Raw genomic sequence first — 17,083 nt, 5'->3', positions numbered from 1 at the left:
TGCGTCACCCGGGCCCGCCGCCCCTTCCCGCGCGTCAGGCGGAGGCGCGGCGGACCAGCGAGGTCGGGGTGATCACGGAGCCCGGGATCTCGGGCCCGGTCCCGTCCAGCAGCCGCATCAGCAGCTTCACCATCAGCCGGCCCATGCCCTCGACGTCCTGGTGCACGGTGGTCAGGGCGGGCGAGGTCCGGTCGACCACCGAGGCCATGTCGTCGAAGCCGACGACCGCCACGTCCTCCGGCACCCGCACCCCGCGCTCCCGCAGGGTGCGCAGCGCGCCCGACGCCATCAGGTCGTTGGCGACGAACACCCCGTCCACGTCCGGCCGCCGGTCGAGCAGCTCCGCCATGGCCCGCGCACCGCTCTCCTCGGTGAAGGCGCCCGCGCACAGCAGCTCCGGATCGGCGTCGAGGAGGACGTCCCGGTAGCCGCGCAGCCGGTCGATCGCCGAGGTCTGGTCGGCGGGGCCGGAGATGTGGGCGATGCTCCGGCGCCCGAGGCCCACCAGGTGCCGCACCGCCTCCCGGGCGCCGCCCCGGTTGTCGCAGTCGACGAAGGGCACGGCCGGATCGGTGCCGGGAGCGGGCCGCCCGCCGACGACCACCGGGATCCGCGCCCCCTCGATCACCGCCGGCAGGGCGTCGTCGCTGTGCAGCGAGAACGCGAGCGCGCCGTCGACGTGGCCCCCGCCGAGATAGCGGGCGATCCGCTCGTGGTCCCCCGGGCCCTCCACCCACAGCAGCACCAACTGCGAGTCGTGCGCCGTCAGTTCCCGGCTGATGCCGCGCACCTGCTGCTCGAAGAACGGGTCCGAGAAGATCCTGAACTCGGGCTCCGCGATGATCACGGCCACGGCTCCGTTGCGCCGGGTCACCAGGGTGCGGGCCGCGTGGTTGGGGACGTAACCGAGCTCGTCGACGGCCCTGCGCACCTTCTCGACCAGGGGGGCGCGCACGCCGGCGCCCCCGTTGACGACCCGGGAGGCCGTGGCGCGGGAGACGCCGGCCCGCGCGGCGACGGCTTCCAGCGTGGGGCGGGACCCCGTGGTCTGCTCGGACAAGGCGGGCGCTCCTCGACTGCGTCGGCTGGGCGGTGTACCGGGTCGTACGGGGCGCGCACGGGTACGGTGCGCGTTCTCGTCCGGTCCAGGATATCTGTAACCCCCACCTTCTGAGAGCGCTCCCAAGGCGAACGCGTCCGGCTTCCGGCCGCTCGCCCCCGCGTGACGGCGGGGCGCCCCGGGAACGGGGAGAGCCGCCCGCGACGCGGAACCGCCCCGCGTGCCGGGGCACGCGGGGCGGTTCCGTGCGGTCGGACGGGAAGCCGGTCAGCTCGCGGCCGGGACCTCGGCCCGGGCCGGAGCCTCCGCGTCGGACGTACGGGCGGCCAGCGCCTTCTGGGCGAGGAGGCCGAAGACGACGGCGAACACCACCCACAGCACGACCTGGACGCCGAGCGAGGCCAGGCGGAACTCCCACAACAGCTTCGCCGGGAAGCCCGCCTTGACCGCGTCGTCGTTCGCCGGCAGGACCGCGAAGGCGAGGGCCGTCACGGCGACGAAGCCGAAGCCCGCCACCAGGCTCGCGTTCCAGTTGCCCAGGCGCGGCGCCAGACGACGGCCGAGGACCACCGCGGCGACGCCGAGCAGCACGCTGAGCAGGATCATCAGGAAGAACAGGGTGGTGCGCTTCCCGATGGTGTCGGGGTTGCCGACGGCCGGCGGGGTCGCCGGGTACTTCAGGAACGGCACCAGACAGACGGTGGTGAAGGCCGCCGCCGCGGTCAGCGCCGCGGTGGCCCGCGGGCTGAACCGGCCGATACGGCCGAGCGCGAACGAGAAGGCGAGCGCGGCGATGCCGCCCAGCGCCACCCCGTAGACCAGGACGCCGGTGGCCAGGCCGAAGGTGGACTGCACGGAGCGGCTGACCACCTCCTCCTCTTCGGCCTCCTCGCCGGCGCCGCCGCCGTGTCCGGCGTGGGCCGCCTCCTGGGCGGCCTGGGCCTCCTCCACGGCGATGGAGCCGTCCACGGAGGGCTCACCGCCCACGTAGGCCACGGCGAAGGCGAACAGACCTGCCATCAGACCCGCGAGCATGCCGCGGATCAGCAGGGTTCTCACGGTCGAGGCGTGCATGTGTTCGTCGCCTCTCAGTGGCACGGGAAGCCGAGCAGGTGGCGCCCGTCGTGCACCCACTCGTGCACGTCGGAGCCCGCGAAGAGGGAGGTGGCACCCTGCTCCGCGCCCACGAAGTACAGCGCGATCAGCGCGAGAAGGCCGACGAAGAAGGCCCAGGGCAGTACGGCCCGTACCGGCAGCGGAGCCGGTACGGCCACGGACGGGGTGGAAACGGCAGCGGAAACGGCAGCCTCGGCCATGATGAAACCTCCTGCGGGAACACGCGTCCCGAACGGTGGTGCAGGACGACGGTCCACGGGTCTGACTCGCCGCGGCCCCCTCACCCGGGACGCCTCGGCACACAGTGGCGCGACCGTGCCGGGTTCCCACCGGACTTCCGTCTCGCCGTCGTCACGCTGTTCAGATGTCGCCCGACCGTACCGCGTGACGTGGACATTGTTAAGGGCGTGAGGCCCGGATCACGTTCCGTGCGCCCCCGGCCGGAGCGCCCGCCTCCCCGCGGCCCGTACCGTACGGGGGACCGGCCCGCCGCCCGCGCGGGCGCCGACCGGGAAGGATTCCGATGACGGTCCGGCTGACGCTCGTCCCGCCCGCCGCGAGCGACGCGCTGCGCGAGGTCCGGTTCGACGACGACGGCCCCCTCGATCCGGTGGGGCTCGCCCGCGCCGAGGCCCTCGCGACCGCCTTCGGCCCCGCCGCGCGCGCGTACGCCTCGCCGTCCGCACGCTGCCTCGGCACCGCCCGGGCCCTCGGCCTGCGCGCCGAGCCGGCGGCCGGTCTGGCCGGCTGCGCCATGGGGCGGTGGCGGGGGAGGACCCTGGAGGACGTCGCCGCCACCGAGGAGGCCGCCCTCGGCGCCTGGCTGTCCGACCCGGAGGCCGCCCCGCACGGCGGGGAGTCCCTCCGCGACCTGCGCGTCCGGGTCGGGGCCTGGCTGGACGCGCTCCAGGAGGGATCGGGGCGCGTCACGGCCGTCGTCGAACCGGACGTCGTCCGCGCCGCCGCGGTCCACGCCCTCGGGGTCCCGGACGGGACCGCCCGCCGCCTGGACGTCCGCCCCCTGACGGCCGTTCACCTCAGCGGGCGCGGCGGCCGCTGGAACCTGCGCGTCGGCGAGCCGCTCACCGGGTGACGGAACGGGACGACGGGAAGGGGAGAGAACCACCTGAGGTTCCCTCCCCTTCCCGTCGTCCGCGCGCCTCAGACGGTCCGCCTCCACTCCCTCAGCAGCAGGTAGCCCAGGTACGCCCCTCCGACGGCCATCGTGTAGAGGCCGACCGGCAGGTCGTCGAAGAGCGGAAGCTGCTGGGCCGCGAGGTCGGCGAGCACCAGGAGCAGGGCGCCCAGCACGGTCGACATGACGAGCTGCGGCCCGCCGCCGCGGGTGACCCGCTTGGCGATCTGCGGCGCCGTCAGGGAGATGAAGGCGATCGGGCCGGCCACGCTGACCGCGCCCGCGGACAGCACGATCGACAGGGCGACCGCCGCCGTCGCGGTCCGGTCCGGGCGGGCGCCCAGACCGGTGGAGAGGTCGTCGCCCATCTCGCCGATGTTCAGCGGCCGCGAGAGCAGCGCCGCGAGCGGCAGACAGACGAGCAGCACCACCCAGATGACCGTCGCGTCGTCCCAGGAGCGGGCGGAGAGGCTGCCGTTGATGTACGCGGTCAGGGCGCTCGCCTTGTCGCGCTCCACGGCGTAGACCACGTACTGGGTCAGGGCCGTCGACATGGCGGCCACGCCGATGCCCGCCACGACCAGGCGTCCCGGGTTGCGGAACCCGGTCCCGGTGGAGACGTACACGAGCCCCATGGCGGCGACCGCGCCGACCAGGGAGCCGACGGAGACCGGGACGGTGTCGGGGAAGAACAGCGCGGCGGCCGCGGCCCCCGCGCCGGAACCGGCGCTGAGCCCGATCACGTCGGGGCTGCCCAGCGGGTTGCGGGTGACCGACTGGAACAGGGCCCCGGACAGGCCGAGGGCCGCGCCGGTGGCGATGGCCACCACGAGCCGGGGGCCGCGCAGCCGGTTCAGGACGAAGGCGTTCTTGCCCGTCGCCTCGCCCATGAGCGCCGACGGCAGATCGGCGAGGTCGATGCCCAGCCTGCCCATCGTGAGCGTCGCCACGCCCGCCCCCAGGAGGAGCAGCACCGACAGCACGGCGGCGGTCAGGGAGGAGCGGCGCACGGGGATCGCGACCCGGGGGCCGATCCGCACGAGGACGCGCCCCGCGGGACGCGACGGCGCCGGGGCCGGAGCCCCGGTCCGGATCTCGGTCCGGTCGGCGGTCTTCATGCCGCTCCCCTCATGCGACGGACGGCGAAGAGCAGCGCGGGCGCGCCCACGAACGCGGTGACGACGCCGACCATCAGCTCCTCGGGGCGCAGCAGGACCCGGCCGACGACGTCCGCGAGGAGCAGCAGCGTGGGGCCCGCGAGCGCGGTGAACAGGATCTGCATCCGGAAGTCGGCGCCCACCAGGGCCCGGACCAGGTGCGGGACGGCGAGACCGACGAAGGCGATGGGGCCGACCGCCGCCGTGGCCGCCGCGCTGAGCAGCGTCGCGGCGAGCAGCCCGGCGCCCTTGACGCGGGCGGGGCTGATGCCGAGCGAGGCGGCCTTGTCGTCGCCCATCGCCATGGCGTTGAGCCCGGGGGCGAGGACGAGGGCGAGGAGCAGCCCGGCCGCGGCGAACGGCAGCACGTCCCACAGGACGTCGAAACCGCGCCCGCCGAGCGACCCCACCACCCAGTAGCGGTACGTGTCGAAGACCTTCGGCCGGGACAGCGCGACGGCCTGGATGAACGCGGCGAGGATCGCGGAGAGCACCGCGCCGGCCAGCACGAGCCGCACCGGACTGCCGCCCCCGCCGGCCGTGCCGACGACATGGACGAGGACGCCGGTCGCCAGGGCGCCGGCGAGGGCCCACCAGATGGTCTCCCGCTGCCCGGACGCGCCGAGGAACGCGGTGGCGGCGACGATGCTCGCCGACGCGCCCGCGTTGATGCCGAGGAGTCCCGGCTCGGCGAGCGGGTTGCGGGTGATGCCCTGCATCAGCGTGCCGGCGATCCCGAGGCAGAGGCCCGCGAGCACGCCGAGGGCGGTGCGCGGGTAGCGGCTCTCGACGACGGTGCGGAGGTAGTCGTCCCCGCCGCCGGTGACGACCCGCAGGACGTCGGGGAGGGAGGTCGGCTTGCTGCCGAACATCACGCTGGCGAGCAGGGCCAGCGCGAGCAGGACCAGGCACAGGACGGCTGCTGCTAGGTACCGGGCAGGGCCCCGCCGTACGTCGGCGGGGCCCTGGACGGTCCGGGAGAGTGTGGTCACGCCGGAATCCGTTGTTACTTCCCGGCCTTGGCGACGGCCTTGTCGATCATCGGCAGGTAGCGCTCGATGCTGTACGGCACCGTCAGCGGGTTGATCATCGAGGAGGCGGTGACGAACGGGGTGTCGTGGCTGTAGACGAGCGCGTTCTTCTTCACGGCCGGGATGGCCGCGTACAGCGGCTGGGCCTCGACCGTCTTGCGGGACTTCTCGTCCATGTAGAAGGTGAAGGCAATGTCGCTGTTCGACAGCTTGTTGGCGTTCTCCAGGCCGATCAGGGCGGAGTCGGTGCCTTCGGTCTCCTTGAAGGTGTTCACCACCGGGTCGACCTTGAGGCCCAGCTTGGAGACCATCGCGACGCGCTGCTCCTCGGGCTTGAAGACGCCGAGGGTGCCGGGGCCGGTGTTGTAGATGTACGAGAACGTGACGTTCTTGTAGTTCGGGCGGGAGGCGGCCGCGTCGGCGAGCTGCTTGTCGATCTTCGACTCCAGCTCCTCGGCCTTCTCCGGCTGACCGAGCGCCTTGGCGACGATCTCGATCTGCTGGTCCCAGTTCGTGCTCCACGCCTTCTCGGGGTAGGCGACGGTCGGCGCGATGTCCTTGAGGACGTCGTACTGCTTCTGGGTGAGGCCGGACCACGGGGCGAGGATGACGTCGGGCTCCAGCTCGGTGATGGCCTCGATGTCGAGCTCCTCGCCGCCCTTGAACTGCTTGGGGAGCGTGGCGCCGGACTTCGTCACGGCCTCGTGGATCCAGGGGAGGTAGCCGGTCTTGTCACTGCCCCAGGGGTACTCCTCGATGCCGACCGGGACGTTGCCGAGGGCGATCGCGGTCTCGGCGGAGCCCTGGCCGAGGGTGACGACGCGCTTGGGCTTCTCCTTGATGACCGCCTCGCCGAGGGCGCTCTTGATGGTGACGGGGAACGCGCCCGCCGGAGCCTTGGACGCCGGGCCCGCCGCGTCGTCCTTTTTCTCGTCCGAACCGCATCCGGTCACCATGAGGCCGAGCGAGACCGCGGCGGCCCCCGCCACGAGGGCGCGGCGGCGAAGAGGGGTGAACACAGAAGGCATGACGGTTCCTTGTCTCCGGGCAGAGGTGTGCGAGGCCGCGCCCACGCCTCTCCGGACGTGATCACGTAGAGGCGGCGGCCGTCGCGAACGCTTGTTAGGTGAGCCTAACCTATTCGTTCTCGTGCTCGAACGCCAGGGGGGTCGATCTTCGGCGGGGGGTCCGCAAGGGGCACCGGAGGGGTGAGAACGGGAAGGGCCGGAAGCGGCACGAGTGACGTTCGGGGCGCACACGAACGGGGTAGCCGCCCGTGTGGCGCGGGCCCCCGCGGCACGGTCCCCTGGAGGATGCAGGGGCTCACGTGTCGGTAGGACGAAAGGCTCACAGGATGATCGCACCTGATCGCCACCTGCACGGCGGACGGCCGGGCCTCCCGCCGGCCCGGACAGGGGCGGACGGGCGATGAGCCCGGCGAGGGCCCTCGATCCGAAGCTGTTCGACGCGACCGTGGCGGCGGTTGCGCTCTTCGCGGGCCCCGACCACCTGCTGTTCTACGTCAACGCGGCCTACAAGAGGATGCTCGGCGCCCGCCCCCTCCGCCGGCCCGCCCGGGAGGCCTATCCGGAACCGGCCGCCGAGCGGTTCCTGTCCGTCCTGGACGACGTCCTCACCACCGGACGACCCCGCCAGCTCACCGAATCCCTCCTGCCGGCACCCGGCGGCCCGGAGGAGGTCCGCTACTTCGTCTCCTCCTGCACCCCCGTCGCCACCCCGATCGGCGACGGGGTCCTGGTCGTGACCCTGGAGACCACCGCCGAGACCCGCGCGCTCCAGCGCTTCGAGGCCCTGGTGACGGCCGTCTCCCAGATGGTGTGGGTGGTGCGCGCGAACGGGCACGTCGAGGAGATCGTCCCCGGCTGGGAGAAGCTGACCGGCACCCCCCTCCCCGACCGGGAGGGCGAGGACATGTACGCCCACATCCACCCCCGGGACCGGCAGGCGCTCGTCGACGCCTGGCGGAGCGCGCTCGCCCGGCGGCCCCCCGAGATCTACCAGAACACCTTCCGGCTCCGGACGGTCGACGGCTCCTACCGCCACATGGCCACGCGCTGCGTCCCCATCGTGCGGGACGGGCGCGCCGACGAGTGGATCGCCGCCACCGTCGACATCGAGGACACCTGGGGCGCGGAGCTGCGCGAGCACCTCCTCGCCCGGGTGGCACAGACGTCGGGCGGCGGCCTGGACGCCGCGTTCGCCGCGGTGGCGGACTCGGTCGTCCCCGACCTCACCGACGCCTGCGTGATCCTGCTCCTCTCCCACGAGGAGTGGCCGCTCCCGGAGCACGCGACGGTCACGGCCCGGCGGGTCGCCTCCGCCACCCGCCCCGGACTCCCGCCCGCGCCCGCGCCGATGGGGCAGAGCGTCACGGTCACCCCGGCCATGCGGGAGGTGCTGGAGAGCCGCGAGCCGAGGACGTTCCGGCTGCCGGTGGACGGCCGGATCCCGCCCGGCCTGGTGCCGGAGGTCACCGAACGGTGGCTCGCCGCGTCCGGCGCCACGAGCATGACCCTCGTCCCCCTGGTCGTCGACGACATCGTCCTCGGATACGCCACCGCCGCCACCAGCGGGGACACCCCCGTCCCCGAGCCCGCCGACGTCGAGCTGCTGCGCGAGGTCCTGCACCACGCGCAGCGGCCCATCCGCAAGGTCCTCGACCTCCAGCAGGCCCGCCGCACCGCGCTGCGCCTCCAGCGCGCCCAGCTCACCCGCCCGCCCGAGGTGCCCGGGACGGTCCTGGCCGCCCGCTACCAGCCGGCCAGCCCGGCCAACGAGATCGGCGGCGACTGGTACGACGCCATCACGCTCCCCGACGGCACCGTCGTCCTCGACATCGGGGACGTCGCGGGGCACGACCTCGGTGCCGCCACCGTCATGGGCCAGATGCGCAGCATGCTCCGCGGCCTCGCCTGGAACAAGGGGCCCGAGTGCACGCCGGCGGCCGTCCTCGCCATGCTCGACGACGCCGCCGAAGGGCTCGACGTCGGCTCCTTCACCACCGTCGTCCACACCCACCTGCACCGGTGCCCCGACGGCACCTGGCGGATGACCTGGTCCAACGCCGGACACCCGCCGCCCCTGCTGATCCCCGCGCGCGGAGAGCCCCGCTTCCTCGAAGGCGGCGGCGAGGACCTGCCGCTCTGCGTCGCCCCCGAACTCCCCAGGACCACCCACGCGCACGCCCTCGCCCCCGGCGACACGCTCCTGCAGTACACCGACGGGCTGATCGAGACCCCCGGCACCTCCCTCGACACCGGGCAGAGCCGCCTCCTGCGGGCGGCCGCGCTCCACCGGGACGAGGATCTGCCCGACCTGCTCCGTCTCCTCCAGGACCTCTCCGACCACCGCGACGACACCGCCATGATCGCCTTCCGCGCGGAACCGGTCGTCCGGGGAGGGTGAAAACGCCTCCGATCTGCGAAGGACCGGTTCTTCCCGCCCTCCTGGCGGTCCGACGAGATGTCCCGGCCCCTCGGCATCGAGGTCATCTGGACCGACGCCCGCCGGGGACCGGACGGACGCTCCGACCGCTCGGAGGAGCCTTTCCCCGCCTCGTACCCGGACCCCTTCCGCGATGAGCGACAGCCGGCGAAGCCGGTGACGACCCGGGAAGAAACGTTCACTCTTCCCCTTCGCGGGTCCTCCGGCGCGTGTGCTCCGGCGTGTGTCCTCCGGCGGCGGAGGGCGGATCAGGCCGGTGCGCCCCAGGCCTTCGTCAGACCGTCCAGCCACGCGGGAGGCAGCTCGGCGGCGTCCCACTCCTCGTAGAGGGCGGAGGGCGCCGCCGCGAGCCGCTCCAGGACGGCGACGCTGGTGGGGGAGTGCACGAGGGTGTAGCGGCCGTGGATCGCGATGGCACTGCCCGGCCCGTACTCCGCGTACAGCCGCTCCAGACGCTCCCGGTGGGTCGTGGCGAACTCCGCCAACCGCCCGGCGTACCGGGAGCGCTGACGGGAGTTCATCGTGCGCAGGACGGCGCCGAGCACCTGCTCGGTGACCTCCGGATCGAGGTCGGAGACGTCGGTGAACGAGAGGTAGATCGGGGTGACCGCCACCTTGGTCCGCTCCATCTCCGTGCGCCCGACGGGAGGGCGGTCGTCGGGGGAGTCGGCCGTGGGATCGGCGGCGAGGGCCCGGCGCAGGGACCGTTCGGCGACGCCGCCGAGCTCGTCGGCCACGGCCCGGGCCCCGTCGAGCCAGCCGGCGGCATAGGCCTCGCCCTTCCCGTCCGGGGCGCTCCGCCCGGCCCCGCCGACCTCCTCGTACGCGAGGGCCAGGGCGCCCGCCTCGACGAACCCGATCAGCTCCTCCGCGTCCCCGGACCAGACGCCGGCCCGGGCGAGGAGCTGGAGCAGCGTCCTCTTCGCGTTGAGCACACTGGCCGCGTCGAGCCGCTGCCGTCCCTCTTCGGCGGTGGTCATGGAGGTCCTCCTCGTCGTACGGGCGGCACGGTGCGGGTGCGCGGAACGCTCTGTTCGAGCCTACGCAACACCCGTTGCCCCCACGACGCTTCCCCCGACGTCGCGCGCGTCGGCACCCCGCTTCCCGCCGTACGGGGAAGGCCGGTGCGGAGACGGCCGTACGGAGGGGGCGGGCGGAGCGGCGCACGGCGCCCGCCCGGGTCAGCCGCGGTACACGCGCAGCTCCGTCACCTCGTACGACATCTCCGCCGTGCCGGGCGCGGGCGCCGGGTGGTAGCGGCCCGCGCACACCGAGAGGTTCACGATGAGGTGGGCCCGCCAGGAGCGGCCCACCCCGCGGCGGTCGTCGAAGGCCCGCGCGCCGTTCACCCACCACACCACCGAGCGCGCGCCGAACTCGACCCGGAAGTCGATCCACGCCCCCGGACGGACGGCCGGGTCCCGGAAGTAGTGGTGGCGGCCCCGGACCCGGTTCGACAGCTCCAGGAGGTCCGGGTTGTCGGGGTGGTACTCGAAGACGTCGATCTCCTGGCCGCCGTCGCGCCAGGTCCAGATCGCCGGCCAGGCGCCGATCTCCGAGGGCAGCCGCACCCTGGCCTCCAGGACGTCGCCCGTCCGCACGAGGAACCCCTCGGCGCTGCCCTCGGTGGTGAGCAGTCCGGCGGTCCAGCGGCCATCGGGCCGGGGGGTCGCCCGGAAGACCCCGCTCCTGCTGTACGCGGGATCGTCCGTGAGGTGGTCGAGCTTGTTGTCGCCGGGGTTGGTCGGGCCGCCGTGGGGATAGGCCCAGGAGCGGCCGGCGACCCACTGCTCGGCGGAGGAGAAGTCGGCGTCGAGGACGAGGTTCCGGGGCGGTCGCGCCTGGCCGGGCACCCCCGGCGCGGCTCCGGAGTCGGCGGGTGGTCCCGTGCCGGAACCGGAACCGCGGCGCAGCAGTCTGTCGAAGAAGTCGGAGAGCACGGCTCACTCCTCTCGCACGGGCACGCGTCGGCCCGTGGACGATCTGCCCCGTTCCGTCCGGAGTAACCACAGTGTGTCACCACTTGGCGACAACTCGTCACCAAACCTGTCGCCTGGCGCCGTCACCGCACCCCGTCACCGGCTCCCGGCCCCAGCCTCCGTGACCGTCACCATCACAGGCTTCACAGGCTTCACAGGCCTCATCGCCTTCACCGTCCCCACCGGTCTCACCGGGACGGCGGCACTCGCACGCGCCTCCCCGGGGGTACGTATCAACGCCGTCGGCACCGGCCGCACCCCGCCCGCTCCTCGCCGGATCCGGCCGGGAGGCGTCCGGCGCCCCCGCCGGCCCGCCGAACCCCGGAAACCGCGAGAAAGCGAAGGACACACCGTCATGAAGGCACTCCAGTACCGCGCGGTGGGCTCCCCGCCCGAGGTCGTCACCGTCCCCGACCCGGAGCCCGGCCCCGGGCAGGTCCTCCTCAAGGTCACCGCCGCCGGCGTCTGCCACTCCGACATCGCGGTCATGAGCCGGCCCGCCGACCAGCTGCCCTTCCCGCTGCCCCTGACCCTCGGGCACGAGGGCGTCGGCACCGTCGAGGTGCTCGGCGCGGGCGTCGCGGGGTTCGCCGTCGGCGACCCGGTCGCCGTCTACGGACCCTGGGGCTGCGGTGCCTGCTTCATGTGCGCGCAGGGCAAGGAGAACTACTGCCTGCGGGCCGAGGAGCTGGGCATCAGGCCGCCCGGTCTCGGCGCCCCCGGCGCCATCGCCGAGTACATGGTGGTCGACAGCCCCCGCCACCTGGTCCCGCTCGGCGGCCTCGACCCCGTGCGGGCCGCGCCGCTCACGGACGCGGGCCTCACCCCGTACCACGCCGTCAAGCGCTCCCTGCCGAAGCTCGTCCCCGGCAGCACCGCCGTCGTCATCGGCACGGGCGGGCTCGGCCACGTCGCCGTCCAGCTCCTGCGCGCCATGACCGCGGCCCGGGTCGTCGCCCTGGACGTCACCGAGGAGAAGCTCGCCCTCGCCCGCGCCGTCGGCGCCCACGAGGCCGTGATCTCCGACGCGTCGGCGGCCGCGAAGGTCCGCGAACTGACCGGCGGGCGCGGCGCCGAGGTCGTCCTCGACTTCGTGGGAGCCGCTCCCACGGTGACCTCGGCGGGCGCGATGGCCGCGGTCGAGGGCGACGTCACGATCGTCGGCCTCGGTGGCGGCGCCCTGCCCGTCGGCTTCGGCTCCCCGGCGTACGAGGTCTCCGTGGCCTCCCCGTACTGGGGCACCCGCGCCGAGCTGATCGAGGTGCTCGACCTGGCCCGCGCCGGCTCCGTCGACGTCCACGTGGAGACGTACACCCTGGACGAGGCCCCGAAGGCCTACGAGCGGCTGCACGAAGGGCGCGTCGCCGGACGCGCGGTCATCCTGCCGAACGGCTGACCGCCCCGCGGGGCCCGGGCCGACGCGCGCGAGCGGGCGGCCCCGGGCCCGCGCGCTCACGAGATCATGACGGTCCAGGCGCCGAAGAGCGACGCCGCGTACAGCAGGACGCCGACCGGCAGGTGGATCCACGGGGTGCGTCCGCGCCGCCGGGCCCACAGGCCGAAGCCCGTCGAGACCGCCACCCCGAGCCCGAGCCCGATCCAGGGCAGGGCCCACACCGACAGCAGCCCGAAGGTGGTGCACACGAGCGCCGGGTTGCGGGGACCGCAGCTGTCGGTGGCGAAGATCGAGAGGTAGAAGGCGAGCCCGTCGACCACGGACCCCAGCGAGGCCGGCAGCCCGACCGTCACCAGGTATCCCGTGGGGGCCCTTCCCCGCCCGTCGTCGGCGGGACCGCCCTGCCCGGGCGCCCCTCGACCGTGGGGGCGGCCCGGTCCGTGGGCCCACGGACCGTGGGGTCCCGCCCCGTGGGCGCCCCGTCCCGGCACGTCCCGACCGTAGGGCCACCAGCCGTGGCGGCCCTGCCCGGACACCTCCTGCCCGGGCGTGCCCCACCCGGGCGTGCCCCGCCCGCTCGCGCCCCGCTCGTGGAAGCCCATCGTCCGTACCGTTCCCTTCCGCTCCGCGTCGGCGCACGCCGTGCGGCCCCGGTGGAAACGGTAGGAGCGGCCGGGGCGGCGGAGGATGAGCACGCGTACTCGACTCCCCTGAGTGCGAACGCCCGATCCCCTCGAACGCCCTTGCCGCGACCCGCGCCGATCACGTAACGTCCTGCGACGTGAACACCGGACCGGCGATGCGCCACACACGGACGGGCGACCCGGTGGACGACTGACCGCCCGGCGGGTGCGCGGGACGTACCACCGCCGTTCGACACGAGGACCCCCCAGTGCACGAGCACTGCACGTTCCTTCCCCTGTCGAACAAGAGCGAGGTCGTCCCCATGTCAGTCACGTTCAACCACACCATCATCGCGGCCGAGGACCGGCACGAGTCGGCGCGTTTCCTCCGGGAGCTGCTCGAACTCCCCGAAGCGCCCTCCTGGGGCCCGTTCGTCAACGTCCAGCTCCCCGACGGCGTACTGATCCAGTTCGCCGAGCCCCCGGTGGAGATCCAGATGCAGCACTACGCGTTCCTCGTCGACGACGAGCTGTTCGAGCGGGCCTACGGGCGCCTGCGCGAGCGGGGCATCGAGCACTGGGCCGACCCGCAGATGCGGCGGCCCGGCGAGACCAACACCGAGCACGGCGGCCGCGGGGTCTACTTCAAGGACCCCGCGGGCCACGCGATGGAACTGATCACCCGCCCGTACCTGTAGGAACCGGGCGCCGCCGGGATCGGTCGAGGAACTCCCCGTCCCGCGCCACGACCGCCCCGCCGTGGACGACGACGTCCCGGCGGGGCACGTCGACGACCACCTGCGGCAGGCACTCGCCCCGCACGAGGACGAAGTCGGCCGGGGCGCCCGGCTCCAGGTCGGCGTGCGCGAGGCCCATGACGTCCGCGCCGCCGTGGGCCGCGACCCGGTGGCACTCCGCCAGTTCGTCGTCGAGCCGCACGTCCGTCACCCAGCCGAGGACGTGCGCGCGGTGCAGCATGTCGGCGTTGCCGAACGGGCTCCAGGAGTCGCGCACGCCGTCCGAGCCGAGGCCGACCCGCACCCCGTGCTCGCGCAGCCGGGCGATCGGGAGGACCAGGGAGTCGGACGGCGCGACCGTGGTGAGGGCGATGTCCTGCTCGCCCAGGTCGGCCGCTACGGAACCGAGTTCGCGGTCCGGCAGGCCGGGCAGGCAGAAGACGTGGCTGACGGTCACCTTGCCGGCGAGGGAGAGGGCGCGGGTGCGGTCGATGATGCCGCGCAGGGCCTTCAGGCCCGTCTCGCCCCGGTCGTGGAGGTGGATGTCCACGCCCACGCCGTGCCGGTCCGCGATGCCGAAGACCAGGTCGAGCTGCTCGTCGAGGGCGCGGTCGAAACCGATCGGGTCGATGCCGCCGATCATGTCCACCAGGCCCTCGCGCGCCGCGCGCTCCAGGAGCGCCGCCGTGCCCGGCGTACGGACGACGCCGTGCTGCGGGAAGGCCACGATCTGGACGTCGAGGGCGTGGCGCAGCTGCTCGCGGGCCTCCGCGACGCCCTCCGCCCCCTCCAGACCGTAGGCCGGGGCCACGTCGGCGTGGGCGCGCATCGCCCGGGTGCCCCGGGCGACGGCGTGGCTCATCAGCCCGTACGCGCGCTCCGCGACGGAGCGGCGCTGGGAACGGAACAGCTCCACGTCCTGGGCGACGTGGTCGGCGATGCCGCTCGCCGGCTTCCGCGACACCCAGGAGCCGCCCCAGGTCGTCTTGTCGGGGTGGACGTGCGCGTCGACGAGGGACGGGAGGGCGATGCGGCCGCCGCCCTCGACGACCTTCGCGCCGCGCGGCGCCGGACCGGCCGAGATCCGGCCGTCGACGACCACCAGGTCCGTGGCCCTCTTCGCGCCGAACGGGCGCACGTCGCGGAAGACCAGGGCCTCGGCGCGGTGCTCCGCCGCGGGGGACACCGGGGCATCGACCGCTCCGACCGCTCCGACCGCCTCGGTCGCGCCCCCGGCCGGCATCGTGCGGCGGGAGAGCGCGCCGGGGGAAGGCGGGGACGACTGCATGGGGGACTCCTTCGGCGCGGGGCATCGGCTCCCTACTTGGTATACCAAGTGCATAGGAGTGACAAGTCACGCAAGGAGAAGCTCCAGAAAAGCCGGGTTCTTGAAGCGTGCGAGAAGGGAGCAAGAAAGAGGCCTGATGTTTTGGTATACGAATACTTCAGGCGCCGAAGAGCGAGCGCAGCGCGACGGCCCTGCTGTCGCGCACGTGCAGCAGCGTGCTCGCCGCCGCCGCCTCCGGGTCGCCCGCGGCGATGCGCCGGTACATCTCGGCGTGCTGGGCCCGCATGTGCGCGGGCTCCTCGCGCAGCCCGAACAGCAGCCGCAGCTGCCAGCCCAGCTGCTCCATCGTGCGGGCGAGCAGGGGATTGCCCGACAGCGCCACGACCTCCTCGTGGAACGCCGTGTGCGCCGCCACCTCGCCGGCTCCCTCGTCGGCCGCCGCCGCCGACTCGGCCCGGCGGAGGGCCGCCTCCAGGGCGGCGGGGCTCCCGTCCGCCGCCACCGCCCGCGCCGCGAGCCGCGACGCCTGGACCGCGAGCGGCTCCCACACCTCGTACAGGTGCTCCACGTCGGCGCGTTCGAGCCGGCGCACGCGGACGCCGCTGTGCGGGAGCAGTTCCAGGAGCCCTTCGGCCACCAGGGCGCGCAGCGCCTCGCGCACCGGTACGCGGGACATGCCGAGCTCCTCGGCGACCTCCCGCTCCACCAGCCGGGCGCCCTGCGCGTACCGCCGGTCGACGATCCGCTGGAGGACGGCCTCCCGCGCCCGCGCGCTGAGGGGGCCCGGGCCCGCCCCGCCCGGACCCGCCCCGCCCGGACCCGCCCCGCCCGAACCCGTCCCGCTCGGACCCGCCGCCTTGTCCGCCGTCACCCTGTCCGCCCCTTCCCTCTCCGCGGCCCCCCGTCGGGTGCGTCCGGGGCGAGGATACGCCGGGCCCCGGACGCCTCCGGATATTCGTGTGCATCCGGTCCGGCCCGGTGATGGGATCGGTCGATGCGACAGGAGACACCCATGACGTCCACGAAGCCGATGACCGTCGACCGGGGGCGGTTCGAGGACGCGGTCACCCCCTGGGAGGACGAGGACTGGCGCGCGGCCGCCCTCGCGTGGGCGGAGCGGGCGCTCGACCGGCACGGACTGGTCGAGACCGGGACCCGCGAGGTCAGGCTCCGCCCCTGGTCGATCCTCGTGCGCTTCCGCACCGGACCCGGGGAGCGCGACGCCGTCTGGTTCAAGGCGGGAGCGCCCGACAACGCCTTCGAGGCGCCCCTCGGCGACGCCCTCGCGCGGTGGGCGCCCGGCCACGTCGTGACCCCGCTGGCGGTCGACGCCGGGCGGGCGTGGTCCCTGCTCCCCGACGGCGGACCCCTCTTCCGGAACGTCCTGGACGCGGGCGACGCGGGACCGGACTCCTGGGTGGGGGCCCTCGCCCAGTACGCGCGCATGCAGCGGGCGCTGACCCCGTACGCGGACCGGATGACCGCCCTCGGCGTGCCCGACGCCCGCACCGCCCGGCTGCCCGCCCTCTTCGACGGCCTCGTCGCGGACAACCCCGTCCTGGACCCGGCGGCCCGCCGCGCCCTCCTGGCCGGGCGGCCCCGCCTGGTCGACTGGTGCGCGGAGCTCGACGCGTACGGCGTCCCGGACTCGCTCGACCACTGCGACCTGCACGACGGGCAGGTGCTGGCTCCCGCCCCCGGCCGCTTCACCTTCTTCGACTGGGGCGACGCGGCCGTCGGCCACCCCTTCGGCAGCCTCCTCGTCCCCGCCCGCGCCGTCCTCGAACGGTACGGCCCCGAGCACGTGGGGCGGCTGCGCGACGCCTATCTGGAGCCCTGGACCGACCTGGGCCCCTCCCTCCCGGAGCTGCGCCGCGCCGCGGGGCTCGCCACCCGCCTCGCCGCCCTCGGCCGGGCCGCCTCCTGGTTCCGGCTCTTCCCCGGCACCCCGACCACCGGCTGCGACGAGGCCAGCGCCCACTGGGTGGGGGAACTCTTCGGCGCGACCACGGTGTTCGAGGACGCGGCGGGCTGAGGGAGGGCGCCGGCCCGGGGGAAGGAGGAGGCGCGAGGGCCTGTTGGTCCGCCGGGACGGA

General features: G+C 74.3%; 16 protein-coding genes and 1 riboswitch. Of the genes, 5 read left to right on the top strand and 11 right to left on the bottom strand.

From position 1 onward, the window contains the following. Positions 1-34 precede the first annotated feature (34 nt). The 3 genes from ACIQKA_RS19980 to ACIQKA_RS19970 form a co-directional block, all read right to left on the bottom strand. Positions 35-1,060 (bottom strand): substrate-binding domain-containing protein, encoded by a 1,026-nt coding sequence (locus ACIQKA_RS19980; RefSeq protein ID WP_391094993.1) that lies wholly within the window; start codon positions 1,058-1,060, stop codon positions 35-37. A 267-nt stretch (positions 1,061-1,327) separates the two neighbouring features. Then, positions 1,328-2,134 carry a CbtA family protein gene (locus ACIQKA_RS19975; protein ID WP_402541765.1) on the bottom strand — a complete coding sequence of 269 codons (807 nt, stop codon included), beginning with the start codon at positions 2,132-2,134 and terminating at the stop codon, positions 1,328-1,330. Positions 2,135-2,148: 14 nt separating this feature from the next. Further along, positions 2,149-2,376: a CbtB-domain containing protein gene (locus ACIQKA_RS19970; protein WP_053640609.1), complete on the bottom strand. Its 228-nt coding sequence runs from the start codon at positions 2,374-2,376 to the stop codon at positions 2,149-2,151. A gap of 59 nt (positions 2,377-2,435) precedes the next feature. Then, a riboswitch (cobalamin riboswitch) is annotated at positions 2,436-2,515 on the bottom strand. Positions 2,516-2,699: 184 nt separating this feature from the next. Here ACIQKA_RS19970 and ACIQKA_RS19965 point away from each other — a divergent pair. Continuing rightward, on the top strand, positions 2,700-3,269 hold the full coding sequence (locus tag ACIQKA_RS19965; RefSeq protein ID WP_383156152.1) for a histidine phosphatase family protein: 570 nt from the start codon (positions 2,700-2,702) through the stop codon (positions 3,267-3,269). A gap of 68 nt (positions 3,270-3,337) precedes the next feature. On the opposite strand, the gene ACIQKA_RS19960 is transcribed toward ACIQKA_RS19965, so the two are convergent. From ACIQKA_RS19960 to ACIQKA_RS19950, 3 genes are read right to left on the bottom strand one after another with little or no spacing between them, the layout of a single operon-like run. Further along, positions 3,338-4,429, bottom strand: coding sequence for a FecCD family ABC transporter permease (locus ACIQKA_RS19960; RefSeq protein ID WP_383443736.1), 1,092 nt, complete (start codon positions 4,427-4,429; stop codon positions 3,338-3,340). Beyond that, positions 4,426-5,460: a FecCD family ABC transporter permease gene (locus ACIQKA_RS19955; protein ID WP_383156147.1), complete on the bottom strand. Its 1,035-nt coding sequence runs from the start codon at positions 5,458-5,460 to the stop codon at positions 4,426-4,428. The genes ACIQKA_RS19960 and ACIQKA_RS19955 overlap by 4 nt, the downstream gene beginning before the upstream one ends. Positions 5,461-5,474: 14 nt before the next feature. Then, positions 5,475-6,527 carry an iron-siderophore ABC transporter substrate-binding protein gene (locus tag ACIQKA_RS19950; RefSeq protein ID WP_383156144.1) on the bottom strand — a complete coding sequence of 351 codons (1,053 nt, stop codon included), beginning with the start codon at positions 6,525-6,527 and terminating at the stop codon, positions 5,475-5,477. Between the two features lie 400 nt (positions 6,528-6,927). Here ACIQKA_RS19950 and ACIQKA_RS19945 point away from each other — a divergent pair, with 400 nt between their 5' ends. Further along, positions 6,928-8,925, top strand: a complete 1,998-nt coding sequence (locus ACIQKA_RS19945) for a SpoIIE family protein phosphatase (RefSeq protein WP_402541762.1) — start codon at positions 6,928-6,930, stop codon at positions 8,923-8,925. A gap of 287 nt (positions 8,926-9,212) precedes the next feature. Here the strand turns inward: ACIQKA_RS19945 and ACIQKA_RS19940 are convergent, their stop codons facing one another. Together ACIQKA_RS19940 and ACIQKA_RS19935 are read right to left on the bottom strand one after the other, a co-directional pair. Beyond that, on the bottom strand, positions 9,213-9,944 hold the full coding sequence (locus ACIQKA_RS19940; RefSeq protein ID WP_383434092.1) for a hypothetical protein: 732 nt from the start codon (positions 9,942-9,944) through the stop codon (positions 9,213-9,215). Between the two features lie 201 nt (positions 9,945-10,145). Then, positions 10,146-10,817, bottom strand: coding sequence for a beta-glucanase (locus tag ACIQKA_RS19935; protein WP_383156160.1), 672 nt, complete (start codon positions 10,815-10,817; stop codon positions 10,146-10,148). A gap of 481 nt (positions 10,818-11,298) precedes the next feature. Between ACIQKA_RS19935 and ACIQKA_RS19930 the strand changes: the two genes are divergently transcribed. Further along, a complete protein-coding gene (locus ACIQKA_RS19930) occupies positions 11,299-12,339 on the top strand; it encodes an NAD(P)-dependent alcohol dehydrogenase (RefSeq protein ID WP_402541759.1) in 1,041 nt (346 codons plus the stop codon). 56 nt (positions 12,340-12,395) lie between these two features. Here ACIQKA_RS19930 and ACIQKA_RS19925 read toward each other — a convergent pair whose 3' ends face one another. Continuing rightward, on the bottom strand, positions 12,396-12,692 hold the full coding sequence (locus ACIQKA_RS19925; RefSeq protein ID WP_390108725.1) for a hypothetical protein: 297 nt from the start codon (positions 12,690-12,692) through the stop codon (positions 12,396-12,398). Positions 12,693-13,285: 593 nt separating this feature from the next. Here ACIQKA_RS19925 and ACIQKA_RS19920 point away from each other — a divergent pair. Then, complete coding sequence (locus tag ACIQKA_RS19920) at positions 13,286-13,660, top strand: VOC family protein (protein ID WP_383156132.1); 375 nt, start codon at positions 13,286-13,288, stop codon at positions 13,658-13,660. Here the strand turns inward: ACIQKA_RS19920 and ACIQKA_RS19915 are convergent. Next, the gene (locus tag ACIQKA_RS19915; RefSeq protein ID WP_402541757.1) at positions 13,641-14,987 is read right to left on the bottom strand and encodes an amidohydrolase; all 1,347 of its coding nucleotides are present in this window, start codon (positions 14,985-14,987) and stop codon (positions 13,641-13,643) included. The two genes, ACIQKA_RS19920 and ACIQKA_RS19915, sit on opposite strands and share 20 nt — an antisense overlap. Before the next feature lie 157 nt (positions 14,988-15,144). After that, positions 15,145-15,858, bottom strand: a complete 714-nt coding sequence (locus tag ACIQKA_RS19910; RefSeq protein ID WP_402541755.1) for a GntR family transcriptional regulator — start codon at positions 15,856-15,858, stop codon at positions 15,145-15,147. Between the two features lie 141 nt (positions 15,859-15,999). On the opposite strand from ACIQKA_RS19910, the gene ACIQKA_RS19905 reads away from it, so the two are divergent. Next, positions 16,000-17,022, top strand: a complete 1,023-nt coding sequence (locus tag ACIQKA_RS19905) for an aminoglycoside phosphotransferase family protein (RefSeq protein WP_383443720.1) — start codon at positions 16,000-16,002, stop codon at positions 17,020-17,022. Positions 17,023-17,083 lie beyond the last annotated feature (61 nt).

This window comes from Streptomyces sp. NPDC092045 (genome assembly GCF_044756005.1).
GTDB lineage: Bacteria > Actinomycetota > Actinomycetes > Streptomycetales > Streptomycetaceae > Streptomyces.
Note: the sequence above shows the minus strand (reverse complement) of the source record. Positions and strands in the feature narration are given on the sequence as shown.

Bases quoted from the DNA above. Each gene is read 5' to 3' on its own strand.
- ACIQKA_RS19975 (WP_402541765.1), bottom strand. From the start codon at position 2,134: ATGCACGCCTCGACCGTGAGAACCCTGCTGATCCGCGGCATGCTCGCG.
- ACIQKA_RS19970 (WP_053640609.1), bottom strand. From the start codon at position 2,376: ATGGCCGAGGCTGCCGTTTCCGCTGCCGTTTCCACCCCGTCCGTGGCC.
- ACIQKA_RS19965 (WP_383156152.1), top strand. From the start codon at position 2,700: ATGACGGTCCGGCTGACGCTCGTCCCGCCCGCCGCGAGCGACGCGCTG.
- ACIQKA_RS19960 (WP_383443736.1), bottom strand. From the start codon at position 4,429: ATGAAGACCGCCGACCGGACCGAGATCCGGACCGGGGCTCCGGCCCCG.
- ACIQKA_RS19950 (WP_383156144.1), bottom strand. From the start codon at position 6,527: ATGCCTTCTGTGTTCACCCCTCTTCGCCGCCGCGCCCTCGTGGCGGGG.
- ACIQKA_RS19945 (WP_402541762.1), top strand. From the start codon at position 6,928: ATGAGCCCGGCGAGGGCCCTCGATCCGAAGCTGTTCGACGCGACCGTG.
- ACIQKA_RS19940 (WP_383434092.1), bottom strand. From the start codon at position 9,944: ATGACCACCGCCGAAGAGGGACGGCAGCGGCTCGACGCGGCCAGTGTG.
- ACIQKA_RS19930 (WP_402541759.1), top strand. From the start codon at position 11,299: ATGAAGGCACTCCAGTACCGCGCGGTGGGCTCCCCGCCCGAGGTCGTC.
- ACIQKA_RS19920 (WP_383156132.1), top strand. From the start codon at position 13,286: ATGTCAGTCACGTTCAACCACACCATCATCGCGGCCGAGGACCGGCAC.
- ACIQKA_RS19915 (WP_402541757.1), bottom strand. From the start codon at position 14,987: ATGCAGTCGTCCCCGCCTTCCCCCGGCGCGCTCTCCCGCCGCACGATG.
- ACIQKA_RS19905 (WP_383443720.1), top strand. From the start codon at position 16,000: ATGACGTCCACGAAGCCGATGACCGTCGACCGGGGGCGGTTCGAGGAC.